This is a genomic window from Hungatella sp. L36 (genome assembly GCF_014288035.1).
The window spans coordinates 414,068-432,246 of the sequence record NZ_JACOPC010000003.1 but is presented as its reverse complement, the minus strand read 5'-3'; the positions used below and the strand labels follow the sequence as shown (position 1 = coordinate 432,246).

The 18,179-nt window shown below is 45.0% G+C and carries 16 protein-coding genes, 7 tRNA genes and 1 pseudogene; 17 read left to right on the top strand and 7 right to left on the bottom strand.

Features of this window, described 5'->3' with window-relative positions; genetic code table 11:
- Positions 1-102 precede the first annotated feature (102 nt).
- The 3 genes from H8S80_RS10840 to H8S80_RS10830 all read left to right on the top strand — a co-directional run bounded on the left by H8S80_RS10840 (position 103) and on the right by H8S80_RS10830 (position 2,698).
- Positions 103-1,200, top strand: a complete 1,098-nt coding sequence (locus H8S80_RS10840) for an ABC transporter substrate-binding protein (protein ID WP_117633731.1) — start codon at positions 103-105, stop codon at positions 1,198-1,200.
- Positions 1,201-1,320: 120 nt separating this feature from the next.
- Positions 1,321-2,088: an ABC transporter permease gene (locus H8S80_RS10835; RefSeq protein ID WP_117633730.1), complete on the top strand. Its 768-nt coding sequence runs from the start codon at positions 1,321-1,323 to the stop codon at positions 2,086-2,088.
- 10 nt (positions 2,089-2,098) lie between these two features.
- A complete protein-coding gene (locus H8S80_RS10830) occupies positions 2,099-2,698 on the top strand; it encodes an ABC transporter ATP-binding protein (protein ID WP_025531305.1) in 600 nt (199 codons plus the stop codon).
- A 59-nt stretch (positions 2,699-2,757) separates the two neighbouring features.
- Here the strand turns inward: H8S80_RS10830 and H8S80_RS10825 are convergent, their stop codons facing one another.
- From H8S80_RS10825 to H8S80_RS10815, 3 genes are all read right to left on the bottom strand, one after another.
- A complete protein-coding gene (locus H8S80_RS10825) occupies positions 2,758-3,471 on the bottom strand; it encodes a hypothetical protein (protein WP_117633729.1) in 714 nt (237 codons plus the stop codon).
- 205 nt (positions 3,472-3,676) lie between these two features.
- The gene (locus H8S80_RS10820) at positions 3,677-4,483 is read right to left on the bottom strand and encodes a glycosyltransferase family 2 protein (protein ID WP_117622616.1); all 807 of its coding nucleotides are present in this window, start codon (positions 4,481-4,483) and stop codon (positions 3,677-3,679) included.
- Between the two features lies 1 nt (position 4,484).
- Positions 4,485-4,949, bottom strand: coding sequence for a methylated-DNA--[protein]-cysteine S-methyltransferase (locus tag H8S80_RS10815; RefSeq protein WP_002604592.1), 465 nt, complete (start codon positions 4,947-4,949; stop codon positions 4,485-4,487).
- A gap of 540 nt (positions 4,950-5,489) precedes the next feature.
- Here H8S80_RS10815 and H8S80_RS10810 point away from each other — a divergent pair.
- The 9 genes from H8S80_RS10810 (at position 5,490) to H8S80_RS10770 (ending at position 7,970) form a co-directional block, all read left to right on the top strand.
- Positions 5,490-5,564 (top strand) — tRNA-Pro (locus H8S80_RS10810).
- 54 nt (positions 5,565-5,618) lie between these two features.
- A tRNA-Gly gene (locus H8S80_RS10805) sits at positions 5,619-5,689 on the top strand.
- A gap of 3 nt (positions 5,690-5,692) precedes the next feature.
- Positions 5,693-5,766: transfer RNA gene (locus tag H8S80_RS10800), tRNA-Arg, on the top strand.
- Positions 5,767-5,806: 40 nt separating this feature from the next.
- Positions 5,807-5,882 (top strand) — tRNA-His (locus H8S80_RS10795).
- Positions 5,883-5,928: 46 nt separating this feature from the next.
- A tRNA-Gln gene (locus tag H8S80_RS10790) sits at positions 5,929-6,000 on the top strand.
- Positions 6,001-6,004: 4 nt separating this feature from the next.
- Positions 6,005-6,077 (top strand) — tRNA-Lys (locus tag H8S80_RS10785).
- A 417-nt stretch (positions 6,078-6,494) separates the two neighbouring features.
- Positions 6,495-6,577: transfer RNA gene (locus H8S80_RS10780), tRNA-Leu, on the top strand.
- 180 nt (positions 6,578-6,757) lie between these two features.
- Entirely contained in the window at positions 6,758-7,213 is a 456-nt protein-coding gene (locus H8S80_RS10775) for a TFIIB-type zinc ribbon-containing protein (protein ID WP_117630783.1), read from the top strand.
- On the top strand, positions 7,200-7,970 hold the full coding sequence (locus H8S80_RS10770; RefSeq protein WP_117630782.1) for a hypothetical protein: 771 nt from the start codon (positions 7,200-7,202) through the stop codon (positions 7,968-7,970). Before H8S80_RS10775 ends, H8S80_RS10770 begins: the two co-directional genes overlap by 14 nt.
- Before the next feature lie 292 nt (positions 7,971-8,262).
- Here H8S80_RS10770 and mobV read toward each other — a convergent pair whose 3' ends face one another.
- The 3 genes from mobV to H8S80_RS10755 all read right to left on the bottom strand — a co-directional run bounded on the left by mobV (position 8,263) and on the right by H8S80_RS10755 (position 10,315).
- A complete protein-coding gene (gene mobV / locus H8S80_RS10765) occupies positions 8,263-9,207 on the bottom strand; it encodes a MobV family relaxase (protein WP_117630781.1) in 945 nt (314 codons plus the stop codon).
- A 187-nt stretch (positions 9,208-9,394) separates the two neighbouring features.
- Positions 9,395-9,790: a replication initiator protein A gene (locus H8S80_RS10760; RefSeq protein ID WP_117630780.1), complete on the bottom strand. Its 396-nt coding sequence runs from the start codon at positions 9,788-9,790 to the stop codon at positions 9,395-9,397.
- 111 nt (positions 9,791-9,901) lie between these two features.
- Positions 9,902-10,315: a cysteine-rich VLP domain-containing protein gene (locus H8S80_RS10755; RefSeq protein WP_117630779.1), complete on the bottom strand. Its 414-nt coding sequence runs from the start codon at positions 10,313-10,315 to the stop codon at positions 9,902-9,904.
- Positions 10,316-10,650: 335 nt separating this feature from the next.
- Here H8S80_RS10755 and H8S80_RS10750 point away from each other — a divergent pair, with 335 nt between their 5' ends.
- From H8S80_RS10750 to H8S80_RS35085, 5 genes and pseudogenes are all read left to right on the top strand, one after another.
- Positions 10,651-11,451: a helix-turn-helix domain-containing protein gene (locus H8S80_RS10750; RefSeq protein ID WP_117630778.1), complete on the top strand. Its 801-nt coding sequence runs from the start codon at positions 10,651-10,653 to the stop codon at positions 11,449-11,451.
- Between the two features lie 21 nt (positions 11,452-11,472).
- Positions 11,473-14,499, top strand: a complete 3,027-nt coding sequence (locus H8S80_RS10745; protein ID WP_117630777.1) for a metallophosphoesterase — start codon at positions 11,473-11,475, stop codon at positions 14,497-14,499.
- A gap of 499 nt (positions 14,500-14,998) precedes the next feature.
- A complete protein-coding gene (locus H8S80_RS10740; protein WP_117630776.1) occupies positions 14,999-15,352 on the top strand; it encodes a helix-turn-helix domain-containing protein in 354 nt (117 codons plus the stop codon).
- Positions 15,349-16,317, top strand: a pseudogene (locus H8S80_RS35090) (recombinase family protein); the annotation flags it as partial. The gene H8S80_RS10740 and the pseudogene H8S80_RS35090, both read left to right, overlap by 4 nt.
- 669 nt (positions 16,318-16,986) lie before the next feature.
- Positions 16,987-17,193, top strand: a complete 207-nt coding sequence (locus H8S80_RS35085) for a hypothetical protein (protein ID WP_055660711.1) — start codon at positions 16,987-16,989, stop codon at positions 17,191-17,193.
- 77 nt (positions 17,194-17,270) lie between these two features.
- Here H8S80_RS35085 and H8S80_RS10730 read toward each other — a convergent pair whose 3' ends face one another.
- On the bottom strand, positions 17,271-18,146 hold the full coding sequence (locus tag H8S80_RS10730; RefSeq protein ID WP_002604594.1) for an AraC family transcriptional regulator: 876 nt from the start codon (positions 18,144-18,146) through the stop codon (positions 17,271-17,273).
- Positions 18,147-18,179 lie beyond the last annotated feature (33 nt).

Genomic DNA, 18,179 nt, shown 5'->3' with positions numbered 1-18,179 from the left:
CGCGGGATTCCCCATGCCTTTTTTGGTGTGGTTTTTTTATTTCATAGTCAAGTGACTATGCCGCCGGGTTATTGAAACGGACAGAAAGCGAGGATGATAATTATGAAAAAAGTATTACCTGTACTCATGGCTCTTGCCATGACGGCGGCGGCTCTTACCGGATGTGCAAAGAACGGCGGTGAGACAGCAGCGGAAACCACAACAGCGGCTGCCACAGAGACTGCTGCCGAGACAACTGAAGAAGAAACCACAACAGCTCCTGAAACGGAAGCAGAGACGGAAAGCGCCGGTGCTGCGTCTTCTGACTTTACGCTCCGTGTCGGTTCCTTAAAAGGGCCTACCTCCATGGGACTGGTCGAGCTGATGGATCAGGCCTCAAAGGGTGAGGCAAAAGGTTCCTATGAATTCACCATGGTGACCGCAGCCGATGAACTGCTTGGAAAGATCGTGAGCGGAGATCTCGATATCGCTCTGGTGCCTTCCAACATGGCCTCCATCATTTTCAACAAGACCAACCACGGCGTTAATGTTTTAAATATCAATACTCTGGGAGTTCTGTACGTAGTATCGTCCGATGACTCCATCAAATCCATCGCGGATTTAAAAGGAAAAACCGTTTACTTAACCGGCAAGGGAACGACACCGGATTACGCACTTCAGTACTTATTGAAGGCAAATGGTATGACCACGGATGACGTCACTCTCGAATATAAATCAGAGCCGACCGAGGTTGCCGCTCTCTTAAAAGAAAAGCCGGATGCCATCGGACTTCTTCCGCAGCCATTCGTCACAGTGGCCATGGCCCAGAATGACACCCTCAAAATGGTTCTCGATCTGACCAGGGAATGGGAAGCCGTATCCGGTGAGGACGGCGGAAGCCTCGTAACGGGTGTAACCATCTGCCGCGGCGAATTATTCGAAGAGCATAGTGATGCAGTCAAAACATTTATGGAAGAACAGAAAGCATCTGCCGCATTTGCCAATGAGAACGTAGCCGAGACAGCTAAACTCGTGGCAGCCGCGGGCATCATCGAAAAGGCCCCGGTGGCAGAAAAGGCAATTCCATACTGCAGCATTACCTATATTGACGGAAGCGATATGAAAAACATGCTCTACGGATATCTTTCCGCTCTGTATGAAATGGACCCGACCACAGTGGGCGGCGAGCTTCCTGCGAAAGACTTTTTTTATATGCCATAAATAATCAATAGGTAAGTATGTATCCGGCGGCCGGTCTCCGGCCGCTGAATCTTTGCAGTAAGCTGGTTGGTAAATTTAGTACGGTTAAGTTCAGACAAAATAAGCGAGGAGGGTCACACCATGAAACCATCAGGTCTGGGGCGAAAAGCCGGCATCATCTGTTTCTGGCTGGTGCTCTGGCAGTTTATCAGCATTGCCGTTCACAATTCCATCATCCTGGTCGGCCCCGCGGAGGTTGCGGGGGCGCTGATTGCACAGATCTCCACGGCGGAATTCTGGAGGACGATTGGTCTTACCTTCGGCAAAATCAGCACCGGATTCTTAGGTGCGTTCCTGGCCGGCATCCTGACGGGAAGCGCCGCCTGCCGTTTTCCATTCTTAAAGGATTTGCTGGAACCCGTCATGGTTCTGGTCAAATCGGTGCCGGTGGCTTCCTTCGTCATTCTGGCGCTGATCTGGATCGGTTCCAGAAACCTGTCGGTCTTTATCGCGTTTCTGGTGGTATTTCCCATGATCTACATCAATACCATCGCCGGGCTTCACAGCGCGGAGCCCCAGCTTCTGGAGATGGCCAGGGTCTTTCATATGTCGGGCTGGAAGAAATTCCGTTACATTTACTGGCCGGCCCTGCTTCCCTATCTCATAAGCGGTGCCAATATCAGTCTGGGCATGAGCTTTAAATCCGGTATCGCGGCCGAGGTCATCGGTGTGCCCGACCACTCCATCGGTGAAAAACTCTACATGGCGAAAATTTATTTGAGCACAGCGGATTTATTCGCCTGGACTCTGGTAATCATTGTCATCAGCGGCCTGTTTGAAAAGGTCTTCATCGCGCTCCTAAAGGCGGCAGAACGACAGAACAGAGCGAAAAGAAAGCGGGGTGCGTGAGACAATCACTATGGAAATTACAGTAACGAATCTCTCAAAATCGTTTGACGGGCGAAAAGTCTTCAGCCAGGTCAGCCAGACCTTCCGGACCGGAGACATATACTGCCTCATGGGCACCTCCGGCTCGGGAAAGACCACCTTCTTCCGGATTCTCCTCGGACTCGACCAGCCTGACAGCGGAACGGTATCCGGGACAGAGGGCGCCTTTCTCTCGGCGGTCTTTCAGGAGAACCGCCTGTGTGAATCTTTCTCTTCCCTCGATAATGTGCTGATGGTCTTCCCAAAGGTAACGAAGGAAATACGTGAGGCCGTAAAGGAAGATTTATGTAAACTTCTCCCCGAAGAATCCATCTACCGGCCGGTCTCCACCTTAAGCGGCGGAATGAAGCGGCGTGTTGCCGTCTGCCGGGCGCTGGCGGTGCCATTTGACGCGGTCCTCATGGATGAACCGTTTACCGGTCTGGATGAGGACACACGAAGAAAGGTCATCGAATTTGTCAAACAGAAGACAGCCGGAAAGCTGGCGATTATCAGTACCCATCAGGAGGAGGATGTCCCCCTTCTGGGCGGCAGTCTGATCCGCCTTACGGCAGAAGAAAAAGGGATATGACCCCATCACTCCGGGTCATATCCCTTTTCTCTTACTTGTTCCAATCCGTCAAAACCGGATTATTTAATCTTAAATGATTTTACTGCCTCTTCGACCTGCTTGGAAACGGCCTCATCGGTTGACATAACCGTTCCTGTCGCACAGGAGTAGGTCTGCTTTGCCGCGTCATAAGAACCGGATTCAGCAAGGTAGTGAATCCCATCGTTAGGATTCGTGTACTTCATGGAGTACTGGAAGGTCTGGCTTCCGTCATCTTTCGTCTTCACATCGTAGGAAAGAATCGCCATGTCATCGCCGCGGCTCACCATATTCTTGTATTCTTCCGCTGTATCCGGATAAATCTCACGGATAGAGTCTGCGGAACTGCCGCTGATCATCATTATTTCCAGCATGTCGTCACCGCTTGCGGAAAGGAAGGTCACATATTCATCGTCGCTTCCCTCATCGATGGTCCAGCCGGCCGGAACCTTGATCTCAAACTTGCCGTTGGCTGCCTTAAATACGCCGTCGGAACCAATCTCGCCCGCTGCAGATGCGGTAGTTTCTTCTGCGGCCTCATCAGCCTCATCCATCTCTTCCTCTTCTGCCTGGTCTTCTTCCTCTGTACTTTCAACTTCTGACGCTGTCGTCTCTGCCCCGGTAGTGGTTACTGCCTCTGTCGTTGCCTCTGTGGAAGCGGTTGTCTCTGTCTTATCTTTTGATCCGCACGCAGTTACTGCCATCATAACGGCTGCCGCCACTGCCAGCGTAATGATCCTGCTGTTCTTTCTCATAATAATCTCTCCTCATAATCTGTCTTAACTTGTTGCGACGAAGAGGATTATAACATGTTCAGATTCTTTTGTATAGTGTATTAAAAGAACCGAAAGAATCACAAACAATTCTTAATAAACTTTATGTTCTGTTTATCATGTTCTCATTATTTTCCTTTTGTTATCGGCCGGAATCCGCGCCATGCGGGGCCGGAAAACGGGCCTCTCAATGGCCGTCCGAAGCGATGGAGATCAGGAATCGATTGATCTTTCCTTTATTTTCCTCGTAGAGGTCAATATTTTCATAAAGTTCTTTATAATAGGTAAATATAAACTTTTTCGTCTGTATCGTATTCTTCATCGTGGCTTCCTTCGCCACCAGGCTGTTCTTCGTCTTCACGTAATAGTAGGTGGGATACGGCAGCGCACAGATGCGCTCCGCGTAACAGAGGTACTGAAGGTTGAACAGAAAATCTTCACACCAGTTCAGCTCCCTGCTGCATCGAAGCATATGTGTGTTCAAAATGTCCCGGCGGTACAGTTTATTCCACATGACTCCATAGTAAAAGTTGGCCGGTTTTTCCATCATGTGCTCCGCAAAGCCTTCCCTGGTCATAACCTCGTATTCCTTGATATGGCCTTTTCTTCTTATTTTATCATGGTTGACACGGAAAAAATGGGTGATGACCATATCGCAGGAGCTATGCTCTGCCGCGGATACCATCATCCTCGTGGCATCCGGGGTGACCCAGTCATCACTGTCCACAAACTGCAGGTATTTCCCCTCTGCCTGGTCCATTGCCAGATTGCGGGCGTCGGATACCCCGGACTGCTCCTTGCGGATTACTTTGATCCTGGCGTCCTGCTTTGCGTACTCACGGCATATTGCCAGACTCCCGTCATCACTTCCGTCATCTACCAGAAATACCTCCAGTTCCCGGTAATCCTGCTTTAAAATACTGTCAACACACCGCTTCAGTGTCTTCTCCGAATTGTGAATTGGAACAATTATACTCACCAATGGAAGCTGCACGTTACTCTCCTCCCCGCTCTGTTTCCAGCAGCTTTATTTTAATAGGAAGTCCGCCCCCATACCCGGTCATGCTCCCATCCGCACCGATTACCCGGTGGCACGGAATCAGAATCGGGATGGGATTGTGGTTGTTGGCCATCCCCACCGCCCGGAATCCTTTCGGGCTTCCGGCAAGGACCGCAATGTCCCTGTAGCTTCTCGTCTCCCCATAAGGAATGGTCAGAAGCGCGTCCCAGACTCTTTTCTGAAATGGTGTTCCCTCCGGTCTCAACGGCAGATCAAATGCCGTGCGCTCACCGGCCAGATACTCCTCAATCTCTTTAGCGGCCTGAAGCGTTAAGTCTGTTTCCTTTTGAACGCCCTCCTTCAGAGGGATTCTGCCGAAGCTGATACTGCTCACCGCGCCGTCCGTATCTCCTATGGTGAGCGGACCCAGTGCGGATTCGTAAAATTCATAATAAAGCATGGGGATTTTCCTTTCTATGGATATTCCGTTCTATGGATATCATCTGTGGCTCTCTTCAATCGCAGTCCGCGATCGATGTCTTCTACCGGCTAGTATACCATAAACAGGCGGTTTCGGCACCCATTTGGCGGCTTCCCGCCGGATTTTATATTTCTTCTCCCATTTTTCAAGATTTCCTCATATTTCTTTAAGTTTTTTTATGAAATGTTTATGGTGCGGACAAATTTATGACACAATTTTCTCCTATACTAAATAGTGTAAAGGAACCCCACCCTTTTAACATTGACTTTTTATTTTTCATACTCGGCCGGCAGTAACTCGATGGTTACTGCCGGCCCCTCCCATTTATGGGGGATTTTTTATTTTGCAGCAGTTCAGCCTACACCATCGCTTCCAGCGGCAGCTGGAAGTGATGGTGTAGGCTGAACTGCTACTTTTTTTTATTTTTTTCAAATAACGGTTGACAAGTTTTGCAGTATCGTATATAATAACTCTTGCGTCGCGAGACGGTGGATAAAAATTACAGAGAAATTCTGTTTACGGGGTGTGGCTCAGCTTGGCTAGAGCGCCTGGTTTGGGACCAGGAGGTCGCAGGTTCGAATCCTGTCACCCCGATGATAGTAAAAAGATAACATTTGTTATTTTAACTACTGTCTCTCATGTTTATCTGCGGGTGTAGTTCAATGGTAGAACACTAGCCTTCCAAGCTAGATACGTGGGTTCGATTCCCATCACCCGCTTGTGAGTCTGTAGCTCAGTTGGATAGAGCAACGGCCTTCTAAGCCGTGGGTCGGGGGTTCAAATCCCTTCAGGCTCGTTTCACATCAATTAACCAGCGATGTGTGCGATTTGTTTATGGTGGGTATGGCGAAGTTGGTTATCGCGCCAGATTGTGGCTCTGGAGGCCGAGGGTTCGAATCCCTCTACTCACCTTTCCCTTATAGGGAATTTTTTTTTATCTGGAATTATCATCCGATATTGGGCCATCGCCAAGCGGTAAGGCACAGGACTTTGACTCCTGCAGTCGCCAGTTCGAATCTGGCTGGCCCAGCTTTGGGATACTAGCTCAGGTGGTAGAGCACTTGACTTTTAATCAAGTTGTCCGGGGTTCGAGTCCCCGGTGTCTCAGTAATGATATGGTATGTAAAGACCATCAAAAAAAGTCGTCGAGTACGACTTTTTTTTGTGGGGTAAAGCTTCCACTTTTTACGTCCTCAATTGACATTATTTTATCACTCTATGTAACGCAATATGCGGCATCTAAAAAACTTTTAGGTCTCCTAAAAATTTTTGTATATTCTGTATTCAATCTGGTATTTTCCTAAATATTTTTTAGATACTATGCGGATTGCCCTTTTCCCTCCTCGTGTATATAATAATGGTATCAAAGAAAGAGAGGTGTTACATATGACATATTTGGCATATATCGTAGTATTCTCACTGCTGGCATTGGAAATCTATCCGATTATCCGCAAAGGTGCTCACAAAGCTTAATTATAAATTCTTGACATTTCCGCCCTCAGATGGTATCATCCATTGGTGTCAGCGGGTATGGCGGAATTGGCAGACGCGCCAGATTTAGGTTCTGGTGGGAGACCGTGCAGGTTCAAGTCCTGTTACCCGCACCAGATAATGATAATCCGAACCCGGTTCCAATCGGGGACGGTTTTGGATTTTTAGTATATCTTGAGTGCTAAAGCAAAAGCGGCGGTATCGTGAGTGATACCGCCGCTTTTGTTACTCAAAAATAAGTGTGGATTTTTATGAGAGGTTCCGCTATAATACAAGATATAGGCAGGAGGTAATGTATGAGTACTATAATTGGTGAAGTATCAATACCTGCTGACGATCAAGGATTTGTTTTAATGCAATGTCCTCTATGCGGGGAATTTTTTAAAATAAAACCCGAGGATTATCATGCAGAAGATGTTATTGAAATATGGTGTCCAAGTTGTGGTTTAAAAGCGGAAAATTATTTTACTGATGACGTGATAGAGCTTGCTCTAAAAAAGACAAAGAATTACGCAAATGATTTAATATATAACGAGATGAAAAAGTGGGAGAAGAAATTCAAAGGTTCATTTATCTCGTTCAAGGCAGGTAAAAAGCCACAGCATGAAGAAGAATATCCTATTAAGTATGGAATAGAAGCTTTAGAAGTTGAGGAATATCCTTGTTGCAAGCGGGAAGCAAAAATTAAACCAATTTATAAAATGTGCGGGAGCTATTGCCCGTTTTGTGGGGTAAGGTATGAAGAATATTGATAAAAAACAGTTAAAAATAATTTCTATGGAATTTAGAACAATTGCTAACCGTTTGATTACATGCAATCATCAGACGGGAATGGCTTTATTGAAAAAATTTATGGTTTATATTGACGAAAACGAAATTGTGTCAGAGTACATAAAGCAATATGTTAATCCGGACGATTTTGAGCCGGTTGAAAGAGGGACCTGCTTCTCCTCAATGGGCGATACAAAACAAGAGGAAATCTCTTATACATATCAGTATTTGAAATATGCTGTAGAGAATTATCATAACATTTACCATGATATGGCTTTTGGTTATGCAAGGGAAGCGAATGATGCTGTAAAAGAATTTTGTAATCGAATAGTACTTCCTTTTGTCAACTATATTGAAGGGTATCTTACGGAGATAGGCATTCAGATGGGATATGATGAGGATAAAAAATTTATGATTAATGTAAATGGTGGCGTGGCACAAGTAAACGTTGCAAATGATAATGCAACAGTTCATGCAACTCAAAGCAATGGTATCGATGTTTCTCAATTAGAAAACATTATTGCTGATATTATGAAACACATGCCTACTGATATTACACAAGAAGAACAGGAACAAATAAGAGACAGTGTTGAAGTAATCCGAGCTGAGGTACAAAGTGCAAATCCTCGAAAAGGATTTATTAAAACAGCGTTGAAAGGATTACAAGCCATCAATGGGACCGCACAATTCGGAGCGGCTATTGCTACATTAGTTCAATTTGTTGGAACATTTTTATGATTTATAAGCAATTAAAGCGGCAGTATCGTGAGTGATACCGCCGCTTTTGTCATACGCTCCTTTTCTTTTCCAATTCCTTTCCCCTCTGCACTTTCCATTCTTCAAATTCTTTCTTCCCCTCCGGGCTTTCAAAGAATTTCTGAATTTCTGGAAGCAGACAGCGGGCAAGGGCTTCTATTTCATGTTGGGGGATATTTGTGTCCGGTTGCTTTTTTGCCATATATCGCCTTTCTTATTCAGTTGTCAAGGTACAATACCGCACGGGGGCGGCGAAAATTTCTGCTTATATCTATCACCTTTCCTTTGTCATGTGCCGCTGTTGCCGTTTCAGTTCCGCTAAAATTTCCGGCGGGATACGGTCAACCAGCCTTTGCATATTTTCCAGTTCACTTTTTAACTTTGCCCGTTCCATGCGGTCTTTGATTTTGCCGCTTTCGCTGGCCTTTGCCCTTGCTTCCAGCTTTTCATTCTCCGCTAACAGGTCTTTTATCGTAACCTTGTACTTTTTCAGTTGCCCGGAGAAGTTCTCCATCTGCGGAAACCATTTTTTCAGCAGGGACAGGGCTTCCTCTTTTTTCTTCCCAGCGTTCAGCGGGTTAATGCCGTCAAGGGCGGCTGCAATGGCTCTGGCCTGTTTGGAGAGGGAACCCGCCTGTTTGAAAAGGCGGGTTGGGATATGCTTTCGGCCTGTTTTGCTGGCACTTTCCCCACGCTCCAAGTCGGGATATTTCTCCACCATACAGGCGTGAAAATCGTCCTGCCACTTCGTCAAATTCGCCCGGTTGCCGATAATCTCTTTCGCACACAAGCGGTTGTCCTTTGTCAACGGAACAAAGGTCAAATGCAGGTGCGGCGTTTTCTCGTCCATGTGTACCACCGCTGACACGATATTCTCCCTGCCTACCCGTCCGATGAGGAAATCTGCCGCCCGCTGGAAAAACGCCTGTATCTCCTTTGGGGATTTCCCCTTGAAAAACTCCGGGCTGGCGGTGATGAGCGTATCGACAAACCGGGTGCTGTCCTTGCGGGTGCGGCACCCGGCCTGTTCAATACGGCTCTGAATGAAGTGGTAATAGCGTCCCTCCGGTTTGACGATATGGAAGTTGTACTTGCTCCGGCTGGTGTCAATATCGGGATTACTGGCGTATTGTTCTTTCTGTCTTTCGTGATGGGCTTCCAGCGGTCTTGCCGGGTTGCCCTTGTGCTTCTCAAAACGCAGGATTGCGTGTTGTGCCATTCTGCTCCTTTCCCCGTTCCATTCCTTTCCGGCGGGTTTTCCACAGGGAAAATCCCGCCGAAATTATCTCTGATCGGATTGGAATGGAATGGATATAAATAAAATATTTTTAATCTTTGTATTTCTATATACCGTCCGGCTTCCGTACTTCAAGAGGATTGATTATCGTACTTGCCGGGTACGGTTTTCAGCCCTCCGGCGTTCCAAAACCGGATTTCTTGAAGTCGGTGTTTGAAACCGCTTCATAGGATTTTGGGTAAATACAGTTGGGTTTTCCACAGCCCTGTTTCTTAATCTCAATCAACTCCGCATACTGTAATTCCCGCAGGGTGTTGACGGCTTTCTGCCGCCCGCAGTGGAGCAAGTCCACCACCTCGCAGATGGGATAGTACAGGTAAATGCGCCCATACTCGTCCGCCCACCCGTTTTTCCGGGACAACTCCGCCCGCCGCAGGATAAAGGCGTACAATAGCTTCGCTTCGTTGGAGAAGGGCTGAAATGTAGGTGCTTCAAAGAGGAAATTCGGGAGCCGGGTGAAGCTGAACGCTTTTTCTGGCTGATGAATATAAATCGTGCTTGTCATAGCGTGTTTTGTGGACGGTTAGAAGCCCGTTTTCCGGGGGAGATGATACTTGATACCACCCGCCCCGGTTTGGGGCTTGCGGAGCCTTGTAAATCAAGGCTTTTTTCCTGTCTAACTGTCCACAGCAGACCTCCTTTTCCGTTCACTTTCTGTTTTCTGCCGCCTGTGAACTCTGGCGGCGCAGTCCGGGCAGTATTTTCCCCGGTTGGATTTAGGGACGAACACGCCGCCGCAGATCGCACAGCGTTTCAAATCCCTGCCCCGGTAGATCTCCGCTTCCAGCGTCCCGGCGAGCGGCAAGACCGCCCACCGAAACCATTTACAGCAGACCGAGAAAGAAACCATCTGCGGACAGGCGCAGGTGTCCCCATCGTCAAGGACAATACAGTTGCCGTCCTCACAGTTACAGCACTCCCGCCGTATCAGGGCATTGGCCTGTTTCCTCTGCGCTGGTGTCATGTGGTAGGGCGTGCCGTCTGGCCTGCGCTCTAACGGCGGCAGGCGTTTATATGGATTTTCTATCATGCGTCCCTCCGTCTGTTCTCCGTTGCCGTTCTCTCCGAAAGGATTTCCGATGTTGGCACGCTCCCCACAGCTTCAGGTCATTGTGGCCCGAAGCCACCTCTGGACACTTTGTCCAGAAGTCGGCTCTCTGCGTGCTTCCCCCGCCGGATATTCCTTTTCGGACGGTCATTCTGTTTTCAAGGTGCTGTCCATTGATGAACTACCCTAAGTTTACACGAAAAAAATGCAATTCCCGGAATTTTGCGAGAATTGCATTTTGATGAAGTTTACACTTTGAAAATTGTATTTTTGCAATTTTGCTGTATAATGAAAGTATGCGGAGGAGGTGCGTGTCTATGGCTTTACCCGGAACACCCGGACAGCGGATTTCCGATTTATGTAACGGAAACCATATCACACAAAAGGAACTTGCGGAAAAGATAGGCGTTTCTGCTTCTCAGTTGAGCCGGATTGTCAGCGGCGAAACAAGAACGGTCAGCAGTGATATTCTCATAGGCGTGGCAAAGGAATTTAAGGTATCAACGGATTACATACTGGGCTTGTCCACCGTAAGCGTCCGCAAAAGCTATGATATTTCTGAATTGGGTTTATCCGAGGGAGCCGTGAGGGGGCTTGTGACGGGTGCAGTCGATGTGCAAATCCTTAACCGCCTTTTGGAACACAGGAACTTTCCGAAACTGATAGATTTGATACGGATTTATTTTCAAGATACGGCGGCAAAGGGGATAACAGCAAGAAACCAGCTTATCGAGATAGCGACGGCTTCCCTGTCTGACCTGATGAAAGGACACCCGGAACACAGGACAGAAGCAAGACAGGATTTTCAGCTTTTGAACGCACAGAAGATGGGGGAGCATGAGGCAGAGATTGAGAAAATCAAAAATGTGTTTATGTCTATCCTGCGGGACATAAAGGGCGATATAGACAACGGGGAGCCGCCGGAGGAACCAGTGACCGCCGCCATGTTCCAAAATATCCAGACCGCCGCACAGAAGCAAAAACAGGAATTACATACCATTGATGATGTGACAGCGTTGGTTGCGGAACAGATTGAAAAGGTCATGCCGCTGGACGAGGAAACAAACGAACAATTCCAGCAGTTGCTGAAGAAGATGATTGAGCAAGCGGGAAAATAAAGGTATTTGAGGGAAAATGATATGGTAAAGTCAGAAGTTAAAGAAATAATTAGACGATTGAAGAAAAAAGAAATTCGGGTTTTTGATGTTCCAGAAGAATATAAGAACGATATTCAGCTTGTAACTTTTGAACGAAAAGCAGGTTTGCGTATAACAGGAAAAAGAGGATTTGACATTATTTCTAATTCTTTCTTTGTTGAAGAAACGTTAATTTATGTGGACACAGATAGTGTGGAACAAAAAAGAAGCGTTTTTCTATCGTTTGATGATTTTGATTCTTATTTTGACTTTTTAAATGGGGATATTTATGATAATGCTTGCTATACATTTTGCCCTTTTTTGAAAAACCAAATTTCTAAAAATGTTGACGTAAAAAAGTTGATGGCAAGAAAAGCGTTTGTCAAAGACACAATAGATGATTATTCGTTGTCATTATCGAATGAAGAAAAAGAGAATTATGAGGAAGGAAGGCAAATTCATAAATATTGTCAGCAGTGGAGCAGAAAATTTAATGATTGTAGTAGCTATGATGAATTGGTAAAAGTCGTGGGAAATTATAAAAAATCTAAGATTGCTTCCATTGTTGATGTTAGCTTTTTCTTTTTTCAATACATTTTCGCAGATGTCAAGGATAAACAACGATTCTCTATTATTATGGAATATATGTCCTCCGGTGCTTATCCTGAATACAAAATAATAAACGCATTGTGTTCAATATATAATCCTGATGATGTTATGCAGTCATTTAACTACTCACTGGGAGCAAAGGGGACGATATATAAGCATAGGAAGAAATTGAAAGAGTACATCTGTCGTTTGAAAAATGGAGAAATTGAATTTTATTCAAGGGCATTTTTTGATAAGAAAACACATTACTACTGCGAAGAAACTCAAGGGTATCGAGAGGATAACAAACATTTCCCAATCACAACAATTTATAGATATTTTGAAACGTTTGATGAGTTTGTTAGGTATCGAAGCGGAGATTTAACATATTGTGATTTATCGGGTGCATTTGAATGCGATGCGGATTTTTCTAATTATATTATTGATGAAACGACAAAATTGCCAGTCCATACAAATACAGAGGTTACTTATTCGATAAAAAAATACTATCACAACAGAAAATTCTATGTGACGCAACAGTGGTGTAATACGTCTGGTAGTGTGATAAAAGAATACAGACATTCCTTTGATTATTTTTTTGATTTTGTTGCTTTTTTAAAGGGAGATTTGTCTGAAGCCAATCTACTTTTTTGCGATGGCTTGATGTTTTTAGAACAGTGGACTACTATTGACTTTGCAAACGCTAAAATGAAAAGCTCTCTATGTGAGAAGTTTGGTTTGAAATACACCATACAAAAAATCAATGGCGATTTGATAAAATCATTTGATTATGTAGAGCAGAATGAAAACGAAACAGCTTTAGTTCTCCAAATGTCGAGGAACTTAACCGAAGAAGCCGCAAGAAAAGATTTATCAACTTTTGATATGTCATTTGATAACAAATGCCAAAGAGTTCACTATGTTTCGGATATTCATCTTATGCACAGAATAAAAAACGCAGGCTGTCGTTCAAAAGAAGATGTTATATATGTGATTCAAAAAATAGTTGATACTATTGCTAATGAAGTAGGAAGCTTATTATTGATTGACGGTGATGTAGCATCAGATATTGGAATATTTCAGTTATTTGTAAAGATGCTTTCCAAAACATTGCGTCGGAACACGCAGGTTGTGTTTACACTTGGAAATCATGAGTTATGGAGTTTTCCGGGTCTTCAAATAGAACAGATTGTTTCAAAGTATCGAACTATTTTTGAAGAATATGATATGTATTTACTTCATAACGATCTTCTTTACAAAGAAGATTGCGGTTTGCTTGCTGATCCGAACACAGGAACACACCTGATTAAATATCACGATTTGTGTCAAATGAATGAAACGCAAATTGCTGACCGCTTACGAAGTGCAAGATATGTGATTCTCGGTGGATTGGGATTTTCGGGATATAATAAGGAGTTTAATGCCGATAACGGCGTTTATCGAATGACTGTGGACAGGACTACTGAAATAAAAGAATCTAAAATTTTTGAAGATTTGTATAATCGTTTGCGTCCTATTCTGGTGAATAAGAACACAATTATTTTAACGCATACACCTAAAAAAGATTGGTGCAAAGATGCGGGTCCTGATAAAAATTATGTCTATGTAAGTGGACATACGCACAGGAATTTTTTCCATGATGACGGTGAGTATAGAGTTTATTCGGACAATCAAGTGGGATATCATAGCGAGAACCCTCATTTGAAAACTTTTTTGATTGATAACGATTATGATTGTTTTTTCGATTATGAGGATGGCATATTTGAGGTCACGAGTGAGCAGTACAATGACTTCTACCGAGGAAAAAATATATCAATGACCTTCCAGCGAGAAGTAAATGTACTCTATATGTTAAAAAAGAACGGGTATTATTGTTTTATCCACAAATCAAGAAGTGGCAGTCTTACTATCCTTAATGGTGGCGCTATGAAAAAATTAGAAATTCAAGATGTTCAGTATTATTATGATAATATGGATTCCATGATTTCTACAATAAAAACGCCACTTGACGAGTTTACTTCATTTCAAAAGCGTATTGCAGATATGGTAAAAAGAATTGGTGGAGTTGGTACGATTCATGGGAGCATAATCGACATTGATTTTTATAATCACATATATGTGAACCCGTTTGACTTATCAATAACTGGGTATTGGGCATCCGATATAATTAACAAAATTGTATATCCGTCCATTCCGGCCTTGTTGGAGAAGAACTGTCCTACAATATTTGGTGAATATGTCAAACTTCTTAAAGGTAATAGCGAAAATCCGTTAGCACCAAAACAACAAACGAATGTTGCAATATTACCACAGACGTATCTTGATACGGATATTTACAAGGCTTCAAGAGAAATAAAGAAAATGCAGAAACTTCATTCAAATATTTTAAGCTCTTGGTATGAAGATACTCTATATAAAAGACCTCAAATTGAACTCACATAAAATTGGATGTTCTACTTATTTTAGCTTATGAAAAAACACGATTATAAATCACAGGGAAAGGGTAAACAAGGACTTCATATACGCCCTGTCTGCTGATGAAACCAGCCCTGCGCTTGCGGCTCCACGCCACGCAATCACATCCCTGTTTTCCTGCCGCTTCAAATGCCCTTGCCCTCCCCGGCGGCAACGGCATTTTCACGGCAACGCCGACAGAGCATATAACACACTACACTTTGCAAGCAAAGTCGTGTGCCAAAGGGTGACCCTTTGGAAACCCTGTTTTGTCGGAGTGTGTAGCCACACTTCCTGCAAAACGCAAAACAAGCGGTTGCAATCTGCTGTTAAAATTACAGCCGGATTGACCGCTTATTTTGTTTCTGCCCGCCAGTTTTCTCTATCCTATCCATGAGTATATTATATAAAAATTATGCTTAATACGGGTTGAAATATAAACGCATAAATGATATAATGGATATAGAAAACAAGGAGGTCACAGTCCATGAAAGAGTTAGGAGAACGCCTGCGGATATTGCGGGAAAGTGTGAAACTGTCACAGGTAAAAATGGCGGAATTATTAGGAGTAAAACAGTCCAGTATCAACCGCTATGAGCAAGGGCAGTCGGCGCCCTCTTTGGAAACGCTTGTGAAGTATGCAGATTATTTTGATGTATCAATGGATTATCTCTTTGCACGAACCGATAACCCACAGGGAAAGCTATACGAATACCGTCCCAAGATTGCGGCGGGAAGCGATGAGATGAAACAATTTATTGAGATGTGCTTTGACCCTCAATCTCCAATGAGTGAAAAATTAAAGCAAACGCTTCTTCAAATTATGGAGGTGGACAAATGAAAGGAGTTATCTACGCCCGCTATTCTTCCGACAATCAGAGGGAAGAAAGTATTGAGGGACAGTTGAGAGAATGTAAAGAGTATGCAGAGCGCAACGATATTATGATTTTAGGCACATATATTGACCGGGCTTTATCAGCGAAAACAGATAACCGCCCTGAATTTCAGCACATGATTAAGGACAGCGCAAAGGGCTTGTTTGATGTTGTGCTGGTTTGGAAGTTAGACCGTTTCGCCCGGAACCGTTATGACAGCGCACGATATAAGAATATTTTGAAGAAGAACGGTGTCAAGGTCATTTCCGCAAGAGAAAACATCTCTGAGGGAAGCGAGGGGATTATACTGGAAGCCATGCTTGAGGGATATGCGGAATATTACTCTGCCGAACTTTCCGAGAAAGTTATCCGGGGCTTGACCGATAATGCGTTGAAATGCAAATACAACGGCGGCACTGTCCCAATAGGCTATTACATTGACGAACAGCAGTATTATCAAATCGACCCCAAGACCGCCCCGGTGGTGCTGGAAATGTTTACGAGATACAGCGAGGGAGCGACCATGCAGGAGCTTGTCAATTTGCTGAACAGCCGGGGGATGCGCTCCATTCGTGGCGGGAAAATCACACTGAACATTATGAACCACCTGTTGAAGAACCGCCGCTATATGGGCGAATACAGCTATCGTGATGTAGTCAAGGAGGACGGTATTCCGGCGATTGTCCCGAAAGAATTATTTGAACGGGTACAGGAACGGCTGGCGAAAAATAAAAAGGCTCCCGCCCGTCACAAAGCAGAGGACGATTATTTGTTGACAACGAAGTTATATTGCGGGAAATGCGGCTCTTTCATGGTAGGGGAAAGCGGCACAAGCCATACGATGAAAGTACACCGCTATTATCGTTGTGTGAATACCAAGAAAAAGAAACTCTGCGACAAGAAAGCGGTTAAGAAAGACTGGATTGAGGATTTGGTTGTCAGCTACACCATGAAAGCGATTATGAATGATGAAGTCATGGAACGGCTGATTGATACGCTTATGGAATTGCAGAAAAGAGAAAGCACCGATCTGCCTCTTTTGAAAAAACAGCTTGCAGAAACAGAAAAAGGCATTAACAATATGCTCAACGCCATTCAAGCCGGGATTTTCACACCGTCCACCAAGCAAAGGCTGGACGAGTTGGAGGAAACCAAGAGCCAGCTTGAAATCAGCATTTTGCAGGAAGAAATGCACAAGCCCATGCTTACAAGAGAACAGATAGCTTTCTTCATTTACCGTTTCCGAAAATTTGATGTGACAAAGCGGGAACAGCGGCAAAGACTGATTGACAGCTTCGTCAATGCGGTGTATCTTTATGAGGACAAGATAATCCTTACTTTCAACTATAAGGACGGTTCCAAGACTATCACGCTGGCTGAGGTTGAGGGTTCGGATTTATCCGTACTCGGTGCAGTATCAAAAGATGTTAAAAAGCACCGGGATTCCTTATATTTACTGGGATTCCCGGTGCTTTCTATTTTCCTCTTCTCCTGCCCGCCTTTCCAAACGGCTTTTCCCGGTCCATTCCTCTGTCAGCAAAAGTTCCCTGCATATTTTCTTCCAATGATACAGAAACTACTGCAGACAGGAGGTATGATCATGGCAAAAGCAGGAATGAGAAGGCCCAATCCTTATGATGCGGATAATCACGGAACCGAAAATCATCATAAAATGAATCGTCCTGAGAATAAGCAGGCCCAGGTACCCGAAATTCAGGGCGCTGCTAAAAACGGCAATGCAAAAGCCGGCCCCATCCATGCACCTAACTGGGCCAGAGATGATTATAAGACTGGAGATCATGAATAACTGAGGTTATAGGATCGCGGCAGGGAGGCGGGGAAATGAAATCCCCCCTGCTTGCCTTACTCAGACGAATCTTACTCCTACTCCTCCATATCCCCGCTGCAAATCCTTCTATATTTAAGCGGAGTCTTATCCGTCAATTTCTTAAACACCCGTTCAAAATACGTCACACTCTCAAATCCCAACAGCTCCGAAATCTCCGTCACCGAATACTCACTGCCCGCCAGCAGCTCCTTGGCCTTCCGGATCCGGGTAATATTCCGGTACTCATTGACAGAGAAACCAGTCACCTCCCGAAAGATCCGGCTCAAATACGACTTGCTGATGAAGAACCGTTCCGCCAGGTCCTCCAGCGATTCATCCGTGTCATAATGGTGGAGCAGATAGTCGGCCACCTCATGAACCTTCTGGTGCCTGGCCGTCTGCACTGTGGAAATCTCCCCGCCCTGCTTATAAAATACCCGGTTCCTGCGGCAGCGGTAAATGAGCAGAAGAATCTCCGCCAGTTTCAGCTTTACCATCCCATCGTATTTCCCCTGTTTTTCCCTTAACTCCTCCCGAATCTCGAACAGCAGGCGCTTCACCTGCTCCCACACCTTTTCCGGAAGCTCGGTTACGCCATAGTTCTCCTCAAACATCCTGGTTAATGGAACCAGCCCCGCCTGCTCCAGCAATGGGCTGAAGCCTTCCTGGCTGATCTGCAGAAGGATCCTGTCGTGATACGATTTCCCCGCCAGACTGGTCTTATGAATCTGCTGACGGTTGACCAGAACCACCATTCCCTTTTTTACATGGTAGGTCTCCCGGTCAATAAAATAGTACCTCTCTCCCTCCAGCAGAAAATACAGTTCAAAGCTGTCATGAAAATGTTTGGTCTGCATCGTAAATTCGTAGTCGCGGATCACCTCATCAATGGTGAGCCCCGCCATTTTCTCTGAAAATACCGTTTGTTCCATCCTCTGCCTCACGCCTCCTGCATTTTAAAAATC